Source organism: Gardnerella sp. c12Ub_1, from assembly GCF_055804375.1.
The window spans coordinates 643210-662213 of the sequence record NZ_JANUZC010000001.1 but is presented as its reverse complement, the minus strand read 5'-3'; the positions used below and the strand labels follow the sequence as shown (position 1 = coordinate 662213).

At 42.4% G+C, this 19004-nt stretch carries 17 protein-coding genes and 1 tRNA gene; 12 read left to right on the top strand and 6 right to left on the bottom strand.

The window, feature by feature from the left end; genetic code table 11:
• Nucleotide 1 precedes the first annotated feature (1 nt).
• On the bottom strand, nt 2-703 hold the full coding sequence (locus NYP65_RS02660) for a class I SAM-dependent methyltransferase (RefSeq protein ID WP_128813976.1): 702 nt from the start codon (nt 701-703) through the stop codon (nt 2-4).
• Between the two features lie 169 nt (nt 704-872).
• On the opposite strand from NYP65_RS02660, the gene hflX reads away from it, so the two are divergent.
• The 6 genes from hflX (at nt 873) to NYP65_RS02630 (ending at nt 6891) form a co-directional block, all read left to right on the top strand.
• On the top strand, nt 873-2342 hold the full coding sequence (gene hflX, locus NYP65_RS02655; RefSeq protein WP_473410776.1) for a GTPase HflX: 1470 nt from the start codon (nt 873-875) through the stop codon (nt 2340-2342).
• Between the two features lie 130 nt (nt 2343-2472).
• Complete coding sequence (locus NYP65_RS02650; protein ID WP_004130300.1) at nt 2473-3435, top strand: L-lactate dehydrogenase; 963 nt, start codon at nt 2473-2475, stop codon at nt 3433-3435.
• A 173-nt stretch (nt 3436-3608) separates the two neighbouring features.
• The gene (locus NYP65_RS02645) at nt 3609-4955 is read left to right on the top strand and encodes a SufS family cysteine desulfurase (protein ID WP_081090773.1); all 1347 of its coding nucleotides are present in this window, start codon (nt 3609-3611) and stop codon (nt 4953-4955) included.
• Between the two features lie 28 nt (nt 4956-4983).
• Nucleotides 4984-5643, top strand: coding sequence for a Fe-S cluster assembly sulfur transfer protein SufU (sufU, locus tag NYP65_RS02640; protein WP_060785561.1), 660 nt, complete (start codon nt 4984-4986; stop codon nt 5641-5643).
• A gap of 77 nt (nt 5644-5720) precedes the next feature.
• Nucleotides 5721-6197, top strand: coding sequence for a metal-sulfur cluster assembly factor (locus NYP65_RS02635; RefSeq protein WP_004130295.1), 477 nt, complete (start codon nt 5721-5723; stop codon nt 6195-6197).
• 13 nt (nt 6198-6210) lie between these two features.
• The gene (locus NYP65_RS02630; RefSeq protein ID WP_473410572.1) at nt 6211-6891 is read left to right on the top strand and encodes an HAD family hydrolase; all 681 of its coding nucleotides are present in this window, start codon (nt 6211-6213) and stop codon (nt 6889-6891) included.
• A gap of 25 nt (nt 6892-6916) precedes the next feature.
• Here the strand turns inward: NYP65_RS02630 and NYP65_RS02625 are convergent, their stop codons facing one another.
• The 3 genes from NYP65_RS02625 to NYP65_RS02615 all read right to left on the bottom strand — a co-directional run bounded on the left by NYP65_RS02625 (nt 6917) and on the right by NYP65_RS02615 (nt 9855).
• Nucleotides 6917-7561, bottom strand: coding sequence for a DUF4125 family protein (locus tag NYP65_RS02625; protein ID WP_004130293.1), 645 nt, complete (start codon nt 7559-7561; stop codon nt 6917-6919).
• Nucleotides 7561-9651 (bottom strand): DUF4037 domain-containing protein, encoded by a 2091-nt coding sequence (locus tag NYP65_RS02620; RefSeq protein WP_473410571.1) that lies wholly within the window; start codon nt 9649-9651, stop codon nt 7561-7563. Before NYP65_RS02620 ends, NYP65_RS02625 begins: the two co-directional genes overlap by 1 nt.
• 130 nt (nt 9652-9781) lie before the next feature.
• A tRNA-Pro gene (locus tag NYP65_RS02615) sits at nt 9782-9855 on the bottom strand.
• A 457-nt stretch (nt 9856-10312) separates the two neighbouring features.
• Between NYP65_RS02615 and lysS the strand changes: the two genes are divergently transcribed.
• Nucleotides 10313-11989, top strand: coding sequence for a lysine--tRNA ligase (gene lysS / locus NYP65_RS02610; protein WP_101896631.1), 1677 nt, complete (start codon nt 10313-10315; stop codon nt 11987-11989).
• A gap of 204 nt (nt 11990-12193) precedes the next feature.
• Nucleotides 12194-12934, top strand: a complete 741-nt coding sequence (locus NYP65_RS02605) for a phosphoglyceromutase (protein ID WP_004132563.1) — start codon at nt 12194-12196, stop codon at nt 12932-12934.
• Between the two features lie 144 nt (nt 12935-13078).
• Here NYP65_RS02605 and phoU read toward each other — a convergent pair whose 3' ends face one another.
• Nucleotides 13079-13759, bottom strand: a complete 681-nt coding sequence (gene phoU, locus NYP65_RS02600; protein WP_032843002.1) for a phosphate signaling complex protein PhoU — start codon at nt 13757-13759, stop codon at nt 13079-13081.
• A 196-nt stretch (nt 13760-13955) separates the two neighbouring features.
• Between phoU and NYP65_RS02595 the strand changes: the two genes are divergently transcribed.
• The gene (locus NYP65_RS02595; protein WP_018641199.1) at nt 13956-15347 is read left to right on the top strand and encodes a sensor histidine kinase; all 1392 of its coding nucleotides are present in this window, start codon (nt 13956-13958) and stop codon (nt 15345-15347) included.
• Between the two features lie 71 nt (nt 15348-15418).
• On the opposite strand, the gene NYP65_RS02590 is transcribed toward NYP65_RS02595, so the two are convergent.
• Nucleotides 15419-15685 carry a hypothetical protein gene (locus tag NYP65_RS02590; protein WP_004130283.1) on the bottom strand — a complete coding sequence of 89 codons (267 nt, stop codon included), beginning with the start codon at nt 15683-15685 and terminating at the stop codon, nt 15419-15421.
• Nucleotides 15686-15830: 145 nt separating this feature from the next.
• Here NYP65_RS02590 and NYP65_RS02585 point away from each other — a divergent pair, with 145 nt between their 5' ends.
• The 3 genes from NYP65_RS02585 (at nt 15831) to NYP65_RS02575 (ending at nt 18967) form a co-directional block, all read left to right on the top strand.
• Nucleotides 15831-16856: a CHAP domain-containing protein gene (locus NYP65_RS02585; RefSeq protein ID WP_473410570.1), complete on the top strand. Its 1026-nt coding sequence runs from the start codon at nt 15831-15833 to the stop codon at nt 16854-16856.
• A 101-nt stretch (nt 16857-16957) separates the two neighbouring features.
• Entirely contained in the window at nt 16958-17725 is a 768-nt protein-coding gene (locus NYP65_RS02580; RefSeq protein ID WP_020759073.1) for a C40 family peptidase, read from the top strand.
• 198 nt (nt 17726-17923) lie between these two features.
• Complete coding sequence (locus NYP65_RS02575) at nt 17924-18967, top strand: universal stress protein (protein ID WP_473410569.1); 1044 nt, start codon at nt 17924-17926, stop codon at nt 18965-18967.
• Nucleotides 18968-19004 lie beyond the last annotated feature (37 nt).

Sequence of the window (19004 nt, the reverse complement as noted above, 5' to 3'; positions counted from 1 at the left end):
CCTATTTTCTTAAGACTTCTATAATCCTGTATCCTTTAGAGCTTGCGTATTTTTCAACGCTAAAATCTTCCCCAAGATTTTTAGAAAGCCAAGGGATTAAGGAGTCTGAACCAAGATTTTTTTGAACAACCAAATAAGCAGCTCCACCAACTTTTAAGCGAGGAAGCCACGTGAGCAAAATATTGTGTAAAACGTCTTTTCCAACGCGGATTGGAGGATTAGACCAAATAAGATCAATGTCTTTTAGCTCATCTTCTTTTAGCGCATCTTCTACAAGATAAGTGTGAATGTTATTTAATCCAGCATTCTTAGCGTTAATATTAGTAAGTTCTAGAGCGCGCTCGTTAACGTCTACAGCGTAAATTTGCGCATTAGGAGATTCAAAACCTAAAGCCAAACTAATAGCGCCCCAGCCGCAACCGATATCGAAAAATCGCCCATTTTCTGGGGGTTGTGGAGCGTGTTTAAGAAGAACTGCAGTTCCTAAATCAAGTTTAGAAGAGCTAAAAACTCCGTTAGAAACTTGCACGCTAACCTCGTGACCGCGCAAATCAACTTGCAAAGTTCGTCTTAAGTCTAAAGAATTTGGATTAGCGGAAAAATACTGTTCGCCGCTAGTCTTAGATTCTTTAGCATTCTTGTTTGTTTTAGTAGCATTAATGCTGCTCGTCTTTTTAGTTTTATTAAAAGTGTTAATAGCCATTTTAGTGTTGCGTTAAAAATTATGTCTTCTAGATTCACAATAATAAAACAAACGTTGTAAATCGTGTATTAACAAGGGATTTAGCGTTAGTAGTTAAAGAAAAATAACAAAGGGCATAGTTTTGGTAGATACTTTAGCAAATAGTGATTTGGCAAGTGGTGATAATAATATGCCTGAGCATAAAAATGAGCATAAAGACTTTCTTTCAGGTCATAGTGAAGTTCTGCTAGACAATGCAAACGCTGGATCAAGCCTAGAAAGTAACGATGAAGCTTGGCAAGAGCGCGAATCAAGAAACGCGTTAAAACGAGTTGCTGGCCTTGGAGAATTACAAGACGTAACCGAAGTAGAGTACAGAAAACTAAGGCTGGAACGTGTTGTTTTAGTAGGTGTGTGGTCTAGTGCTCGCGGAACTTTAAGCCAAGCAGAAGAGTCTCTTAGAGAGTTGGCCGCTCTTGCTAAAACCGCTGGAGCAGTAGTGTGTGACGGCATGTTGCAACAAAGATATAGGCCAGATGCAGCAACGTATGTTGGTTCTGGAAAGGCGCGTGAACTTGCAGCGGTTGTGGCGCAAAATGATGCGGATACGATTGTGGTAGACGATGATCTTCCACCAAGCCAGAGAAGAGCTTTGGAAGACGCCACTAAAGTCAAAGTTGTAGACAGAACGGCTGTTATTCTAGACATTTTCGCTCAACATGCAACAAGCAGGGAAGGAAAGGCACAAGTCGAGCTTGCTCAGCTTCAATACATGCTTCCGCGACTTAGAGGTTGGGGTGCTGCTCTTTCTAGGCAGGCTGGCGGTCGTGCTGCTGGAGACGCTGGAATAGGCTCTAGAGGCCCTGGCGAAACAAAAATCGAGATGGATAGGCGCGCAATTAGGAATCGAATTTCAAAATTGCGTCACGACATTGCGCTAATGGCACCAACTCGCGAGACAAAGCGCGGATCTAGGCGTCGTCAAGATATTCCAACCGTTGCAGTAGTAGGGTATACAAATGCTGGAAAATCTTCGATTATAAATAGGCTTACAGGATCTAAAGAACTTGTAGAAAATGCGCTTTTTGCCACTTTGGATACTGCTGTTCGAAAGTCTTTAACTAAAGATGGTCGCGCGTACACGCTTGTAGACACGGTTGGTTTTGTGCGAAGGCTGCCAACTCAGCTAGTAGAAGCGTTTAAGTCCACTTTGGAAGAGGTTGGCCAAGCAGACGTTATTTTGCACGTTGTTGACGGATCTCACCCAGACCCTGTTTCTCAAATTGAGGCAGTTAACGAGGTTTTGGCTCAAATTGATGGAGTGGAAGACATTGCGCAAATTATTGCGTTTAACAAGTCGGATGTTATGCAAGAGCCAATGCGTTTGCGCTTAAAATCTTTGTATCCTGATTCTTTAATTGTGTCTGCTGCAAGTGGAACAAATATTGACCGTTTAAGAACGCGCATAGAAAATTTGTTACCTTCACCACATGTTCATGTTAAAGTTAGGCTTCCTTATAGTGATTATTCTGGATCTTTGCTATCTAAAGTTAGGGAAAATGGCATTGTAAAATCAGTGGAATATAAGGATTCTGGCATAGAATTAGATGCTTTTGTTGGAGATTCTTTGGCGGCAAAACTTATGCAAATTGCGTTTTAAGCAAAACTCCTTAGGTGTGATTAAAGTAAAAACTGTTCATGCATATATCTCTATTATTAGAGCAGCCCTTATATTTTGAGTTATTTATTAGCTAGAGGGCTGATTCGGTTTGTGGAAAAGGGGTTTTCTAATGGTGAATTCTCAGGTTAAGCCAACAAAGCTTGCGATTATTGGTGCTGGCGCAGTAGGTTCTACGCTTGCGTTTGCTGCTGCTCAGCGCGGTGTTGCTCGTGAAATTGTGCTTGAGGATATCGCTAAGGAACGTGTTGAAGCAGAAGTGCTCGATATGCAGCACGGTTCTAGCTTCTACCCAGCTGTTTCGATTGCTGGCTCCGACGATGTTGAAATTTGCCGCGATGCCGATATGGTTGTTATTACTGCTGGCGCTCGTCAAAAGCCTGGTCAGACTCGTTTGGAACTTGCAGGTGCAACCATCAATATTATGAAGTCGATTATTCCTAATGTTGTTAAGGTTGCTCCAAACGCAATTTACATGCTTATTACAAATCCTGTTGACGTTGTTACGCATGTTTCTATGAAGCTTTCTGGTCTTCCTGCTAATCAAATGTTCGGATCTGGTACAAACCTTGATTCTGCACGTTTGCGCTTCCTTATTGCTCAGCACACTGGTGTGAACGTTAAGAACGTTCACGCTTATATTGCTGGCGAACATGGCGATTCCGAAGTTCCTCTTTGGGCTTCTGCAACTATTGGTGGCGTTCCAATGTGCGAGTGGAATGCTCTTCCAGGTCATGAGCCATTGGATGAAGCTAAGCGCGAAGAGATTCATCAGGAAGTTAAGAACGCAGCTTACAAGATTATTAACGGTAAAGGCGCTACAAACTACGCTATTGCAATGTCTGGTGTAGATATTGTTGAGGCTGTTCTTCGCGACACCAACCGCATTTTGCCAGTTTCCTCTTTGCTTGAAGACTTCCACGGAATCTCGGACGTTTGCATGTCTGTTCCAACTTTGTTGAACCGCAACGGCGTAAATTCTCGCTTGAATACTCCAGTTTCGGATCGCGAGCTTGCTGCTTTGAAGCGTTCTGCAGAGACTCTTCGTCAAGCTGCGGCACAATTTGGATTCTAATTAGCTTTCTGCTTTATGATTTAAGCGTTTATGCTTTTATGCTTTTATGCTTTTATGCTTGGCTGTTCGTAAAGCGCTAATTACTAAGATTTAAGTCTTGAAAGTCGCTCCTTCAATCATTGTTTTGGGGGAGCGGCTTTTAAGTTATAAATTTGATTAAAAGGTGATTTTGAATGTTTAATCATAAAAATCTTGATACAGACTTTGCGCTAATGCGCGATTTTGAAGATTTAAGGCTCCAATTTCCAATTTTAAGTCGCAAAGTGCATTCAAAACCCTTGATTTACTTGGATTCTGCAGCAACTTCTCAAAAGCCGCAAGTTGTAATTAATGCCGAAAGCGAGTTTTATAAAACGATTAATGCTGGAGTGCATAGAGGAGCGCACGAGTTGGCAGCGCTTAGCACAGTTGCGTTTGAAGGAGCGCGCGCAAAGGTTGCAAAACTCGTTGGTGCTTGTAGCAAAGAAGGCAGCGAAGAGATTGTTGTTACGCCTGGCGCTACAGGCGCGTTGAATCTTCTTGCAACTTCTATTGGAAATGCCACTATTAACGCTAAGCTAAATCGCTCTGGTTTTGCGGAAGATAACTTAATTTTGCGCCAGCATTTTGTGATTAATGAGGGAGATAATATTGTTGTTTCTCGCGCAGAGCATCATTCCGTTTTATTGCCATTCCAAGAGCTTGCGATTCGATCGGGTGCGGAGCTTCGCTGGATTGATGTAACTGAAGATGGCCGAGTGCGAGCGGATGCGGATTATTTGAGCACTGTTATTGATGAGCGCACGAAAATCGTTGCAGTTACGCATATTAGCAATGTTACGGGCGCAATCACGGATGTTTCGCCGATTTGCAAGCGCGCGCACCAGGTTGGGGCGATTTTTGTTCTTGACGCTTGTCAGTCCGTTCCGCATATTCCAGTTGATTTTCACGCGCTAGATGTTGATTTTGCAGCCTTTAGTGCTCATAAAATGTACGGACCGACGGGAGTTGGGTTCTTGTATGGTCGACGTGAGTTTCTTCAAGCTCTTCCGCCTGCTAATTTTGGGGGGTCCATGGTGGAGCTTGCGTGGCTTAATAAGCCAGCGCAATATATGGAAGCGCCTTACCGTTTTGAGGCAGGAACTCAGCCAGTTGCGCAAATGGTCGCTGCAGGAGTAGCTGCGGATTGGCTTCGAGAGTTGGGCATGAATCGAGTTGCACAGCATGAGAGTCAGATTGCTGCAGAATTGCTTAAATTGCAAGATGTTCCAGGAGTTCGCGTGCTTGGCCCACTTGATTTAAGCAAGCGCATTGCAACGGTTTCTTTTGAAGTTGAAGGCGTGCATCCGCATGACGTTGGCCAGTTTTTGGATGCGCAAGGGATTGCGATTCGCGTTGGGCATCATTGCGCTCAGCCGATTCATCGCCATTTTGGCGTGTACGCTTCGAATCGCGCGTCTGTTGGAGTTTATAACACAATCGAAGAAGTTCGCGAATTAATCGAAGCTGTTTCCCAAGTTCGCGCATATTTTGGCGCATAGTCGTAATATTTTAATGCAAGGAGAGCGTATGTTTGATATGAGTTTTGATGACGCTAACGGTGCAAGTAACAGCTTAGAAAGCATGTATCAAGAAGTTATTCTAGATGCTGCTAGAAATCCGCACGGAAAAACACATTTTTTAAGCACAGAGAGTCTTTCTAAAGCAGAAGAGCGTGAAGAGAAAGTTGAGGAGGCTTCTGGTAAATCGCAAGCAACCGATGAGCTAAAAAACGATTCTAATATAAAAATTACAAATCATCACGAAAATTGTGCTGTAGAAGCTAATAAAGATTATGCTTTTGGCGAATCTCATCAATTTAACCCAACTTGTGGAGATGAGGTTACAATGCATGTGGAACTCGCTAAAAACGTTGATAATTCAAGCAATGCGCTTATTAAAAGTATTAAGTGGGATGGCCACGGTTGCTCAATTTCGCAGGCGAGTCTTTCGATTATGGTTGATTTGGTTGAGGGGAAAACCGTTGCGGATGCATTGCGATTGGCCGCTCTTTTCCACAAACTTATGGAATCTAGGGGAGTTGGATTAAAAAGCGAGCAAGACGAAGATGAGTTGGAAGATGCTATGGTTTTTCAAGGCGTTTCTAAATATCCAATGCGAATCAAGTGTGCGTTGCTTGCGTGGGAAGGCTTAAAAGACGGTATTGCAAAGGCTATTGAGGCTTTATAAAATCGTATGTAGCTTTATAAAATCGCGTTGTAACACTTAAAAAAATCGCGTTGTAACACTTAAAAATAAGGAACGAGATGGCAGAAAATCAAGCAGAATCAACTCTTAGCGCAAACAATATTGGGCGCGTAACTGAGGAAGATATTCAAGAGGCTTTGCACAATGTTGTGGACCCAGAGCTTGGTATTGATGTTGTTGACTTGGGATTAGTTTACGGGATTGAGATTGACGAGCTTGGTCGCGCGATTCTTACTATGACGCTTACAACGCCTGCTTGCCCGCTTACGGATTTGATTGAAGACGAGTGCGCGAGTGCGCTGGTTGGACTTGTAGACGAATTTAGGATTGATTGGACTTGGAAGCCGCGTTGGAGCGTTGAAAATATTACGGAAGATGGGCGCGCGCAGCTTGAGGCGCTTGGCTATAATTTGAACAATTTGCCTGCTAGCTTTGGGGCTGGGCTTGGGGCTGGGGTTTCTGGCGTTGGTTCTTCTGTAGCTCCTGGCACTTCTGGAATGTCATCCTATGTTGGCGGAATTTCGCCAACCGAATAATTTAGGATTTTTAATGGTTTGTACAGAAGATTTTTCGCATGATCGCGATGATTTTAAGAATAGTGACGATTGCAGGAATAGCGACGCTTATTGCGATTTGTGCGCGCAAAAAATTATTGAAAACGGCATAACGGATGTTGTTTTTGACCTGCATCTTCTTGTTGATTGGGATGCGCGCCGCACATTGGAGTCAGATTACCCAGATTATATTGGCGAAGTTCTGTTTAGTTACGAGCCAGAATGGAGTTTTGAGTTTCACGAAGCTTTGCTAGAGGCGGCATGGAGCAGCCAGCGCGCACTGGAATCGTTTAGCGAGCATCACGGTCCTGCTGTAACTTGGCTTTATCGCCTGTATTTTAAGAATTTTTCACGCGGATTTTTAGGGGAGCGAGCGCGTTTTGCGTCTTTTGCTCGCGATTTAATCGCAAAAGGTGTGCGCGTCTGGGCGCTTGGAAACGCTTCGCAAGAGTGGATGGATTGTGCGCGCGAAACTTGCCCAATACTTAGCGAGATAAATGGCGTTAGTGCATCTTGCGAATCTCATTTGCTAAAGCCGAATATTATGATTTATAGAGATTTTTTGAGCAAAAATGGTTTGCGTGCATCTTCTACTGTTTTTGTTGAATCTGATTTGCGTAGCCTAAAAACTGCGCAAAGAATCGATTGTGCGTTTGCAAAACTATTTACTCTGTAATAAAACTATTCACGCTATAGTTGCCTCAACATTTGTCGGCTGATTCGAGTGAATCGTAGCCATACATGTGCACAGTATTTTCAACAATCATCTGAGTAAGATTTAGATTTTTTGCCGTTAAATCTTCTATAAAAGTTTTATATTTAGCAAAAGTTTCGGCAGAATACGTGCTTAATTCTCCTCTCAAATACGTTTCAAAAGATGTATTTTCTTCTGTATCTTCGCTTGTTTTTAGAACGCGCATTGCAAGACCTAAATGAGGGTAGTGATTGCGAAAATCATCGGCCCACTTAACTTGCGTTAAAATAATCTTCTCTTGCTCGCTTTTTCTAGGCTCTAAAATCGGCTTAATATAAGGCTTAATCGTGCGTTCAAAAATTTCTGGGGCAGTAGACTCCATCATTCTTGCATATTTTTCTGTTATCAAATTTCTGCCATTGCTATTTGCGCGCTCAAGATCTTTTTTATAAGACTCTTGCAAATCCAGAGGCCAAGTTAAAAATTGGCTCATTCGCATAATGTGGAATGTTGGCCAGTTTCCTTGACAATTCGCGCGTCCGCCTTCGTTTTGCGTAAGCTGGAATTGCTGCCATTCTAGTTTTGTAATTTCTTCTGCAAGCTTTTGCGTTTTTGGATTTTGCGTTTTTGGATTTGATAATGAATTGCACATCATAAGCTCCTTAAGCACGCAGCGCGCGAATTAATATGCGCTTCAACATACGGGCGCTGCCATTCTAAAAATGTTTCATTGCAATCGCTCAAACCTTGATATTTAAGCTCTTGCACTACTTCGTTGCACACGTTTTGAATAATCTCGTTTATTTTAGACTCAGATTCGCTGCTTCCTTTTGTGCCTTCGCCAAATCCGATTCCGCCAAAGCATGCCGCACTACTTAGTCGCATAAGCGATTCAAGTTGATTTGCTACGCCAGAAAGCCTAGACGCCATTCGCGCGCTTAGCTTGCGAAGTGCTGCAAATTGCCACTTATAATATGGCAAATATCCTGCGCTTATTGGGTTATTTAGCAAGAACACGATTGAAGCGGTTGCGCGCACAAACTCGTTTATAGAAAGCCACGCTGCAGCTCCGTCTTTTCGCGCTAGCATTCGTGGAACATTGTATTGACCTGCTTGAGCCATCATGCCAAGCCTTCTAGAGATTAGCGAGATTCTCACATCGTCTGGCATAAGCTTAAAACTTTGACGCGTTTTGCTAAATTCTCCAAGTGGGTCTGCAAAAATTTGGCCGTTCGTAGCTGCAGCAAGTGTTGGCTCGCTTAGCGAAATCCACAAATACGGCTCGTCTTGGCTTGGCGCGGCGGAAAATCCTGTTATGTTTTCAAAAAATTCGCTTATGCTAAATACTCCGACTCGCTTGCTGCTTTCGCATGATTTAGCGCGCGGCGTTTCTTTTCTAGAGTCAAATCCAGCGTATTCTTGCGGCAAATCGTTGTAAGCTGCTTGCAAATCCTCGCCAATTTTTGCATAGTCTTCATCTGTAAGCCATATGCAGAATCCTGGGCCAAAATCGTGGTCTCTAGAAATCTCGTCGTCAAATCCGTAGCATTCCGATCCGTGACCGACTAATCCTGCAGCTATGCGGTTTTTATAGTCCCTAAATTCTTCAAGTTCAAGCAGCGGCTTTCCGTAGGTTTGCCAATATTCTTTTGCAAGTTGCATGCCGTTTTTAATTTTTGTATTATCTTCTGTTTTTATAGTTCTGCTTGATTTTATAGTGTTATTTGATTGTATAGTTTTATCTATTTTTATGGTTTTATTTGATTCTGGATGCGGCTCATCGGTTTCTGGCGATTTTTCCGCAGCGCACTGAATCGCATCCGCCACGCCAGTCTCCGTAAATTTTTCTGCTGCCTTCTGTGCTTGCTGTAGATTTTCCAACGTAATCGCATAGGACTCGCTATCTTTTCCGTAACATTGTGCTATTAAATCTAGAGCTTCGCTGTACGCTTTTACAGCGTCGGAATACTCTTTTCGTGCGTATTGAACTTGCGCATATCCTGCCAACGCAGAAGCGTAATGCGGTTGATTTTGGTTGTTTCCTGCAATGTACATGCGAATGCTGGTTGAAGCGTGTTCAAAAGCAGCGTTAAGACTATTAGATTTGCTATTCGTGCTTTCACTAGGCTGCGAGCATTCTTGCAAAATCGCAAGCGCAAGATTTGTGTGAGTTGCTGCTATATCTATGTCTGTTGAAGGATTGATACTCGATTTTTGCAATATGTCTAATGCTTTTTCAAGCTGATCTATTGCTTCTTTAATTTTGCCTGTTTCGCTATAAAGCATTGAAAGATTGTTGTGAAGGGCAGCGAGCTTTCTATCGTTTGGTTTTAGTGTTTTCGATGATTCTTTAAGAGCTTTAGAATATATTTCTGTTGCGCGCTCATAATCGCCAGCTGCGCGAAGGCTAGTAGCAGCGTTTATAAGTGTTGTTGTGCCAGCTTCACTGCCTGCTAGTTGCATTTTATCTGAAAGTTTTAGCGCACTATCAATGATTGGCTTGTTTTTTGCGTATTCTCCTCTAGACCTATAAAATCCCATCAACTCATTTAACACAGATAGTTGCAATGCTTGAGCGCTTGCTTTTTCTTGGTTTGATTCTTGGCTTGCATCTTGCGGTTCGTCTGGCTCGCAATTTGCTTCGTGCAGAGCATTTAGCAAGTATTTTTCGATTTCTTGTGCGTTTGCGTGATTAGCAAACATATTGTCTAGTTCTTTATACAATTGCGAAACGCTTAACATTTAAGCCACCTTGCTTCTTGCGATTTAATTCCGTTTTGCTCACTACTCAATCATACAAAATTATGCGTTTATACAGAATTATAAGTTTATAAGAGTGTTGCAATACGCGCGATTGTGCAAAAATCAAAAGTCGGGCTGGTGGGATTTGAACCCGCGGCCTCTTCGTCCCGAACGAAGCGCGCTACCAAACTGCGCTACAGCCCGATGTTATTGTGTGAATTCATCTTACAAATACATGATGCAACTACATATTGAATTGTGCAAGCAGCACTACAATAACTTGGTTATAATAGCGTGAACTTGCTACAAAATATCATTGTGTGTCGCTTGTGCGTTGCTGTGTGTGTCGTTAGTGTGTGTCGCTAGTAAATAAATTTTTTGAGATTTTATTAAAAATTTACTTTCACTTTTTTATAGCTTGCATGCAATCTGCAATATTTGCAAAATCATGTCTCTTTTCGTAAATAATTTTGTATATCTTAATAAAATAATAAAAATTTTTACTGTAAATCTATTTTTCTTCCGAAAACAGAAAAATATAAATATTTCTATAAAAATGTGTATTTGATGTAAAAATGATTCGCACAATCAACTAAATAACGCAATAAAACGTATTTGTTGTGCACTTATCTGTATTACCTAGTAGCTACAATTAGCGACTATGAGTGACACGAATACTACAATGCTCGCTGCGCAAAACGATGCAGCAGAAAATGAATCAACAGACAACGTCAACGAAATTGACACCGTTGAGCATGCCGAAATGCTGCTCGCGCAGGATGAGGTTATTGCTAAGCGTGTAAACGAGGGCGCAAGCCTGGATGAAGCAATTGACCCAAGCAATAAAGAGTTTGGTCCGCTTGCGCACCCAGAGCAGGTGCAAATGCGCGTTGCAAAGCGCGCGATGATGCTTAAGGAAGGCGTGCAACCATACCCGGTGCATCTTAATGTTACGGATACAATCGAAAAAGTTCGCGCTGATTTTGACGGCAAGCTTCAAGCTGGCGAAGAAACCGATACAGAGGTTGGCATTGCTGGGCGCGTTCTTTTCTTGCGTAATGCTGGCGGCTTGTGCTTCGTTAAGCTTTCTGCTGGTGACGGCACTACTATTCAGGCTATGGTTTCCAAGAAGGAAATCGGCGAAGAATCCATTAAAAGCTTCAAGCAGATGGTTGATTTGGGAGACCATTTGTACGTTCGCGGTCGCGTAATTTCTTCAAAGACGGGTGAGCTTTCCGTATTTGCAACAGAGTGGGCGATTGCTGCTAAGGCTTTGCAGCCGCTTCCAGCTTTGCATAAGGAATTAAGTGACGATACTCGTACTCGCAAGCCATATATTGGCATGATTGCAGACGAGAAGATTCGCGATATGGTTCGCAGGCGTTCGCATGCTGTGGCTTCTCTTCGTCGCACTTTCGACAGCCACGACTTCCTTGAGGTTGAGACACCAATGTTGCAAACGGTTCACGGAGGTGCTGCTGCTCGTCCGTTTACAACTCATATGAACGCTTTCGATATTGATCTCTACTTGCGTATTGCTCCAGAGCTTTTCTTGAAGCGTTGCTTGGTTGGTGGCATTGACCGCGTGTTCGAAATCAACCGTGATTTTAGAAACGAAGGCGTGGATGCAACTCACGCACCAGAGTTTACAATGCTCGAGGCATACCAGGCTTACGGCACTTACGATACGATTGGTGCTCTTACTAAAGAGCTGATTCAAAAGGCTGCACTAGACGCTTTTGGTTCCACTAAGGTGACTTTGCTTAATGGCGAAGAGTATGATTTTGGCGGCGAATGGAAGCAAATCACCATGTATGGCTCGCTTAGCGAGGCTTTGGGTGAGGAGATTACGCCAGAGACTTCTGTTGAGCATTTGGGCGCAATCGCAGACAAGCTTGGCGTTGAGCGCGACGAAGTGGAGAATCACGGCAAGTTGGTTGAGCACTTGTGGGAGCACTTCTACGAGGACAAGCTTTATGAGCCAACGTTTGTGCGCGACTTCCCAGTGGAGACAAGCCCACTTGTTAAGGGTCACCGCACAAAGCCTGGAATGGTTGAAAAGTGGGATTTGTACGTGCGCGGCTTTGAGCTTGCAACTGGCTACTCCGAGCTTAACGATCCTGTTGTGCAGCGCGAGCGCTTTGTTGCTCAAGCTAAAGATGCTTTGGCTGGAGACGTTGAGGCAATGGATATTGACGAGGACTTTATTGAGGCTCTCGGCGTTGGTATGCCTCCTGCTGGCGGCATGGGAATGGGAATTGACCGCTTGCTAATCGCACTTACGGGCGCAACCATTCGCGAGACGATTACGTTCCCACTCGTAAAGCCACTTCGCTAGTTGTGATTATCGCTAGTTGTGATTATCGCTAGTTGTGATTATCGCTAGTTGTGATTATCGCTAGTTGTATCAGTTATAATCAGCTGAATTAATCTTAAAAGTCGTTGAATGCTGTTTTTAGTGTTCGGCGACTTTTTTGATTAAATTTTTCGTGTTTGTTTACTTTTTGTAAGTAGTCGCACGAAACGAATAGACTAGGTAACTATGACATATAAATTAGTATTGCTCCGACATGGTCAGAGCGCATGGAATAAGACCAATCAGTTCACTGGTTGGGTTGATGTACCGCTCACTGAGCAGGGTGTTGAGGAAGCTAAGCATGGTGGCGAGCTTCTTAAAGAGAAGAACGTTCTTCCAGACATCGTGTTCACTTCTTTGCTTCGTCGTGCTATCAACACCGCGAATTACGCGCTTGATGCAGCAGACCGCTTGTGGATTCCAGTTCGTCGTAGCTGGCGTTTGAACGAGCGTCATTACGGTGCTTTGCAAGGCAAGAACAAGTCTGAGATTCGTCAGGAATATGGCGATGAGAAGTTTATGATTTGGCGTCGTTCTTACGCAACTCCACCTCCACAGATTGATCCAAACGATGAGTATTCTCAGGCGAATGATCCTCGTTATGCAGGCGACCCAGTTCCAGAAACTGAAGCTTTGGCAAACGTTGTGACTCGCGTAACTCCTTATTGGGAGTCGGATATTATTCCAGAGCTTAAGTCTGGTAAGACTGTAATGATTGCAGCTCACGGCAACAGCTTGCGAGCAATCGTTAAGATGCTCGACAACTTGAGCGAAGAAGAGATTTCCAAGGTGAATATTCCAACAGCTATTCCTCTTCTTTACGAGTTGGATGAGAACTTTAAGCCAATCAAGCCTCGTGGTGAGTATTTGGATCCAGAAGCTGCTGCTGCTGGCGCTGCTGCCGTGGCTGCTCAGGGTCAAAAGTGAGTTTGATTAGCTTAAGTTAGCTTAATTATCTTAAATTAACTTAAATAAAAAGTAGGTTTGCAAAATTAATTGCAAGCCTACTTTTGTTTTACAAGCTACTTTTTAGGTTTCTATTTAAAAATCGTGTTCTACGCAACTTGTGTTTTATGCTACAACTGTGTCCTTGTCTGGTTCTGGTTTCTTAGTTGGGTCAAATCCCGAAACAATAAATACAACTTGCCTTGCTGCAGCAACTGAATGATCGCCTATGCGTTCCATGAATCTGCTTAGAAGCACCAAGTCAATCAACTGTTTTCTAGTGCCGTTCCAATCTTCGCTTTCTACAAGCGCAAAAATGTGTTCGTGCAACTTATCCATTACATCGTCGCCGTGAATAATTGCATCTGCTACATTAACGTCTCTATTTGAGAGCATGTCTGTTAGTTGCGTAGAAAGAGCGCGCAAAAAGTCAACCATTTTTTCAACAGTTTCTTTTGCTTGACTTGGTATTGCGCAATCAGGCCATGTGCGTCTTGCGATTTGTGCAACGTGACTTGTTAAATCGCCCATGCGCTCAAAAGTTGCAGCAAGCCTCATAGTTGCAACTACTTCTCGCAGATCTGTTGCAACTGGATTTTGACGTGCAAGCAATATTAAGCATTGATCTATAACGTTTGCTTCTAGTGCGTCTAGCTTTGCGTCGTTATCTATAACCGTTTGCGCAGCTTCTAAGTCTGCGTTTACTAGAGCGCTTCCAGCATCGTTCATGGCTTTTGCAACAAGCTCTGCCATGCGTTCAATGTTTAATGCAACTGCCTTCATCTCTTCGTTGAAAATCACTCGCATGGTGTGTCCTTTCTTGCGTTCAATCGCGCTAAATTGCATTGGAGCATATTCGCGTTTGTTTAGATTGCCCTAATCAAGTATAGACTACTGTGCGCACGTGCGTTAAACGTATTAGTCACTGTATTAGTCGCTTAAATGTGAGCGCGTTAGAGTATTCTTTAAGAGTATGCTTCAAGATTCGCCATATTCGCCTTTAATGGTGTTTGTTGTTTTTGCTTTGATTGCACTTTGCGTTGCAATTGTTGTGGTTATGTTTGCTTTTGACTTTGTTCTATCGGCATTTCGTAATGTTTTTGTTCCGTTTTTTGATTCTACTTTTAGTCGTATTTTTATGACTTTTAGACGTGGTTCTAAGCGCATTTTTCGCATCATTTTTCATAAGAAAATGCAAAAAGTTTTAGGCGATTCCGACTTTGATTCCGATTCCGACTTTGATATAGACGATAGTTCCGAAGACATTAGCTCCGACGCTTGCGCTGTTTTAGCTATGCTTCCAGGAGCTACGATTGTTGTTGATAAAAATAACGACGTTTTGCGCGCAAGTTCACAAAGTTACACTCTTGGAGTTGTTTTAGACGATTCGATTGTTCAGCCGCGCGTTTTGCAAGCTGTAAATAACGTGCGTTTCTCTGGAGGCTATGAAAGCTTTGATTTAGTGACATTTACCCCCAAACAGTATGTAACAATTAGTGAAGATAATGATTTTTATGTAGATAATGTAGATAAAACTTCGTATTTGCAATCTTCGGCTGCTTTCGATTCTTCATCAACACAATCTAGCGATTCAGCGCCTAATCCTTCTACAATTTCTAGACCTAATTGGCTTAATATTACAGTTGGAAGTGTTGGAGAAGGCAAAGTTGTTGTTATTATAAATGATTCCAGTGCGGAGCATCTTTTTGAGCAAACGCGTAACGATTTTATAAGCAATGTCTCCAATCAACTTATTAGCTCAACACGCATGATTTCCAGCCTTACTAATGTTTTGCAATGCAAAGATGTTAATGCAAGTCGCATTAAAGATATTGCTGCGTCTGCTCAAAAATCGTCTAAACACTTGGAACATATGTTAGAAGATTTGCTTCTTCTTATGCGAGCGCAAAGTCCTATTGATGCTTCAAAAGCTAGTGTTGTAAACGTTTTGAAAGTGTTGGAAGATGTTAAAAATCTTGTTTCTGCTCTTTCGTCTAGTCAAAATGTTCGCGTAATTATTAAAGCAGATTCTTCACTTAACATTTTAGCGGATTCTAATCAAATAAGCAGTGCGATTAGAAAACTTGTTGAAAACGCTATTATCTATTCTCATAAAAATAGTGTTGTTGCGCTTTGCGCTTTAAAGTCAGAAGATAATAGATTTGCTGTTATTCGCGTTGTTGATTCTGGAATTGGAATCCCGCTAAAAGATCAGCCGCGTATTTTTGAACGTTTTTATAGATCGAGTAATCAAAATGACTTTAGTAAAGACGGTGTTGGATTAGGTCTTGCTATTGCTAAGCACGTGGCTCTTACGCATCACGGCAGCATAACATTGTGGAGTAGGCCTGGGCAGGGAACTACTGTTAATTTTGCTATTCCGCTTGCAAAGTAGTGAGCAAAGTAAGCCGCAAAGTAGGGCGCAAAGTCTTATGCAAAGTCTTGTTGCAAAGCTTGATTAGTAACTTATTTTCCTAATCTTCTATAATCCCAGCGATCAAAGTGTTCCCAGATTAAAAGCAAAATTCCAATTGCAAATCCGCTAAGGCAAATTACAGCAAAGAACCACAATAAAAAGTGTAAAATAGCAAGAACAACTGTGATTAATGATGCTATGAGCCAAATAATCGTTCCAGCCATAAATGCTTTGCACAAGTCTACTCGCAATGGCTTAGGCGCTTCTTTGCGCGCATCTGGATTAATAATCGGTGCTAGCTTCATATGATTAACCATACATCTTTGCGTGTTCAATATCAATTTTAAGAATTACATTGCGTATTGTGTTGCGTATTGTGTTGCGTATCCGTACCACATTGTATCCTTTAGATTTGTAAGTGTGAATTTGTGAATACATTTAGAAGATTTTAGGAGCGATTTTATGAAGCATGCTGAGCATGGTGCTAAAGCAAAGGGGCGGTTTAATTCGCCTTTTATGCTTTTTACCTCTGTGCGCGGTTCGCATGCATCTTCTAACAATCATCATGCATTTTCTAGCAATAATAGTGCAGCCGTTTTAGCAAATAATGGTGCTGTTGTAAGTCTAGAAAACGTAGATTTAGAGAACGTAAATCAAGAATTTGCTGTTTCGTTATCTCGTCGCCAGCTTCGTTTAGCACGTGTTGCTAAAGAACGTAAGAATCGCATGATTGTTTCTGCTTCTTTGTTTGCGTTAGTCGGAGCTGCTTTAACTTCTATGGCGTTGAACAAGCCTAATAGCATTGATTCTTTGGCTTCTAAATCTTATTCTTCTAAGTTGAGTTTTGTAGACGATTCTTCTGCTCAAGCAGCATCTCGTTCGAGTATGCGAGAAAGCATTAATCGCGCTAATAAATATTTGAACTTTAGCAGCGCAGTTGCTGGCCTTGAATCTGATTTAAGCGCATTTTCTACTAAGTCTTCTCATAAGTCTAAGTGGGATTTGGGTTCTAATTCCGATTTTAAGGTTTCGGAAATGTCTAAGTCTACAGCAAATAATCCGAATGTTGCTGTTTTCTTGGATTCAGATGCAAAGATTGTGCCATCTGGTTTTAATCCAAATCACGATTCTGGCGATTCTGGAAATGCTTACGAATTTAGCCAATGCACTTGGTGGGTTTATGTTCGCAGGCATCAGCTTGGCCTTCCAGTTGGCTCCAATATGGGAGACGGATGGATGTGGGGCTGGACTGCTCGCAAGCTTGGCTACTGGGTAGATAACACACCTCGTCACGTTGGAGACATAATGGTGTTTGGCCGCGGTCAGGCTGGAGTTAACCGCGCTTATGGCCACGTTGCAATCGTAGAAAAGATTAATCAAGATGGTTCTATAGAAACATCTGAATCTAGCGCCGAATATCATGGTAGAACCTATTCAAGAGTTGTTAGCGCTAAAGATGCTTCCGCTTTTGAGTTTATTCACTACTAAATCTTTTAAGCATTACTCGCATAATATTAGATTCATCAACTTTTGTTGGTTTATTATGCGTTTTTTAGGCGCTTTGTATTGTTAACGTGTTAACATCGCTAATGATGGTTAAGCAAAAGTTTGAACAAAAGATTAAACAAAATAAGATTTTTTCTTCTGTAGTTGCGGGAGCTGTATGCACGACTCTTCTTGCAGCTATGGTTCCTTTTGCTTGCGCTTATGCAGAAGAGTCTGCAGTTACTTCTACGCGTTCCTTCCCTAAAGTAACATCTGTTAAGCGCGATTTATTAACAGAATCTACTTCTACAAGCGTTGACTCTAATTCGCATTGGGGCGGTATTGAGTCTTTGAATGTTCCACAAACTAAAAGTGCTGCAGAATTGGCGGCTCAGGCTGCAGCTCAAGCGGCTGCAGAAAATGCGCGTAATGCTGCTCGCAATAATGATGGCGATTACGATTCCGCTGCAAGCCGTTCTGGTGCTAGAGGAGCATCGCAAAGCTATTTTGTTGCTCCTCCAGATGGTTCTTCTACGTCGGCAATGCTTAATTTTGCTGCTCAATTCTTAAACAAAGTGCCGTATCGTTCTGGTGGAACAACTCCTGCTGGTTGGGATTGCTCTGGCTTTGTGCAATACGTTTTTGCAAATATGGGTGTTTCTTTGCCTAGAACTTCTGGCGCGCAAGCAACAGTTGGCACAGCTGTTCCAAGTCTTGCTCAAGCAGCTCCAGGAGATATTATTGCAAATGGTACTCACGCTGCGATTTACGTAGGCAATGGAATGGTTATTAATTCGCAATATGGCGGAACAAAATATAGCCCTATTCCTTACGTTTTTACATCTGCTTATTCCATTCGCCGAGTTTTCTAGCATAAGTTTTTGGCGTAAGTCGCAAGTTTTCTAGCGTTAGTTTTCTAGCGTTAGTCGCAAGTTGTTTTAGCAGAAATCGGCAATTGGCAAGTCATAAATAGCAAATCTTCTGTGTCGCGATAGACTCAAAACAATTAAACGGCTATTGTAGTATTTAAGCAAAGATTGCAAAATTCGCGCAATACTAGGAGGATCTAGATGACACAGAATGTTATTACACAAGAAAAAGCTGTTCTTGTAGGCGTTGATGGTTCTCATGCAAGCTATAAGGCTGTTTGGTGGGCGTCAAACTACGCTAAGCATGCTGGATTGCAACTTCAAATTGTTTGTGCATACTCTTTGCCAAGTTATGCTGCTGTGTCTTTTGATGCAACTTACACTGCCATCGGAGACGATAATGTTGCTCATCAAGACGCTCAGGAGATTCTTTCTAAAGCCAAAGCTGTAGCTTTAGAGCAGGGTGTGGATGCAACAACTCTGATTGTTACTGGCGACCCGTCTTCTGTGTTTGTGGAGCTTTCTAGAAACTATCAACTTATTGTTATTGGAAACCGTGGTAAAGGCGGATTGGCAGAGCGTTTACTTGGCACAACAAGTTCTTCACTTCCAGCATACGCTTATTGCCCAATTGTTGTTGTTCCATATACAGATGATGATGGTCATAGAATCCACTTGAACAATAAGATTTCTAATATTGCTGTTGGCTCCGACGAGTCTAAGTGGGGATTAAAGGCACTTGAGATTGCTGCAGATTTGGCAGATAGTTGGAATGCTCAATTAGATGTGATTTCTGCTGTTCCTAGCGTTCAAGGAGCCGAGGGAGATACTGCAGTTATGGGATCTTATATGGAAGATCTTGACGAGCGTGTAAAGCCAATTTTGCAACGCTTGCCAAACTTAAAGATTCATCGTTCTGTAGTTCCTGGCTCTGCTGTAAACGCTTTGACTCAAGCTAGCTTAAACAACGATTTGGTTGTTGTTGGATCTAGGGGCAGGGGTGGATTTACTGGTTTGCTTCTTGGCTCGATTAGTCAAGGTTTGCTTCAGCATTCGTCTAGACCAGTGTATGTTGTTCCTCGCAAGTATGTGGAGCTGAGCGCTGCACAAGTGGCTCAGCAGGCTAAGGTAAGTAACGATACTAGTGCTATTGATTCTATAAGTGGTGTTCATAAAGTTGATGTTCCAAAGGCTGGTGTTGAAGAAGCTAAGCAAATTGAGCAAACAATCGATCCGCTTCACTAAAGTAGTAACGCTAAGTAGTAACGCTAGGCGCTAAAAC

Bases quoted from the DNA above. Each gene is read 5' to 3' on its own strand.
- NYP65_RS02585 (WP_473410570.1), top strand. From the start codon at position 15,831: ATGAAGCATGCTGAGCATGGTGCTAAAGCAAAGGGGCGGTTTAATTCG.
- NYP65_RS02635 (WP_004130295.1), top strand. From the start codon at position 5,721: ATGGCAGAAAATCAAGCAGAATCAACTCTTAGCGCAAACAATATTGGG.
- NYP65_RS02605 (WP_004132563.1), top strand. From the start codon at position 12,194: ATGACATATAAATTAGTATTGCTCCGACATGGTCAGAGCGCATGGAAT.
- NYP65_RS02595 (WP_018641199.1), top strand. From the start codon at position 13,956: ATGGTGTTTGTTGTTTTTGCTTTGATTGCACTTTGCGTTGCAATTGTT.
- NYP65_RS02580 (WP_020759073.1), top strand. From the start codon at position 16,958: ATGATGGTTAAGCAAAAGTTTGAACAAAAGATTAAACAAAATAAGATT.
- NYP65_RS02630 (WP_473410572.1), top strand. From the start codon at position 6,211: ATGGTTTGTACAGAAGATTTTTCGCATGATCGCGATGATTTTAAGAAT.
- hflX (WP_473410776.1), top strand. From the start codon at position 873: ATGCCTGAGCATAAAAATGAGCATAAAGACTTTCTTTCAGGTCATAGT.
- NYP65_RS02660 (WP_128813976.1), bottom strand. From the start codon at position 703: ATGGCTATTAACACTTTTAATAAAACTAAAAAGACGAGCAGCATTAAT.
- NYP65_RS02650 (WP_004130300.1), top strand. From the start codon at position 2,473: ATGGTGAATTCTCAGGTTAAGCCAACAAAGCTTGCGATTATTGGTGCT.
- NYP65_RS02575 (WP_473410569.1), top strand. From the start codon at position 17,924: ATGACACAGAATGTTATTACACAAGAAAAAGCTGTTCTTGTAGGCGTT.
- lysS (WP_101896631.1), top strand. From the start codon at position 10,313: ATGAGTGACACGAATACTACAATGCTCGCTGCGCAAAACGATGCAGCA.
- NYP65_RS02620 (WP_473410571.1), bottom strand. From the start codon at position 9,651: ATGTTAAGCGTTTCGCAATTGTATAAAGAACTAGACAATATGTTTGCT.
- NYP65_RS02645 (WP_081090773.1), top strand. From the start codon at position 3,609: ATGTTTAATCATAAAAATCTTGATACAGACTTTGCGCTAATGCGCGAT.
- NYP65_RS02590 (WP_004130283.1), bottom strand. From the start codon at position 15,685: ATGGTTAATCATATGAAGCTAGCACCGATTATTAATCCAGATGCGCGC.
- NYP65_RS02625 (WP_004130293.1), bottom strand. From the start codon at position 7,561: ATGTGCAATTCATTATCAAATCCAAAAACGCAAAATCCAAAAACGCAA.
- sufU (WP_060785561.1), top strand. From the start codon at position 4,984: ATGTTTGATATGAGTTTTGATGACGCTAACGGTGCAAGTAACAGCTTA.
- phoU (WP_032843002.1), bottom strand. From the start codon at position 13,759: ATGCGAGTGATTTTCAACGAAGAGATGAAGGCAGTTGCATTAAACATT.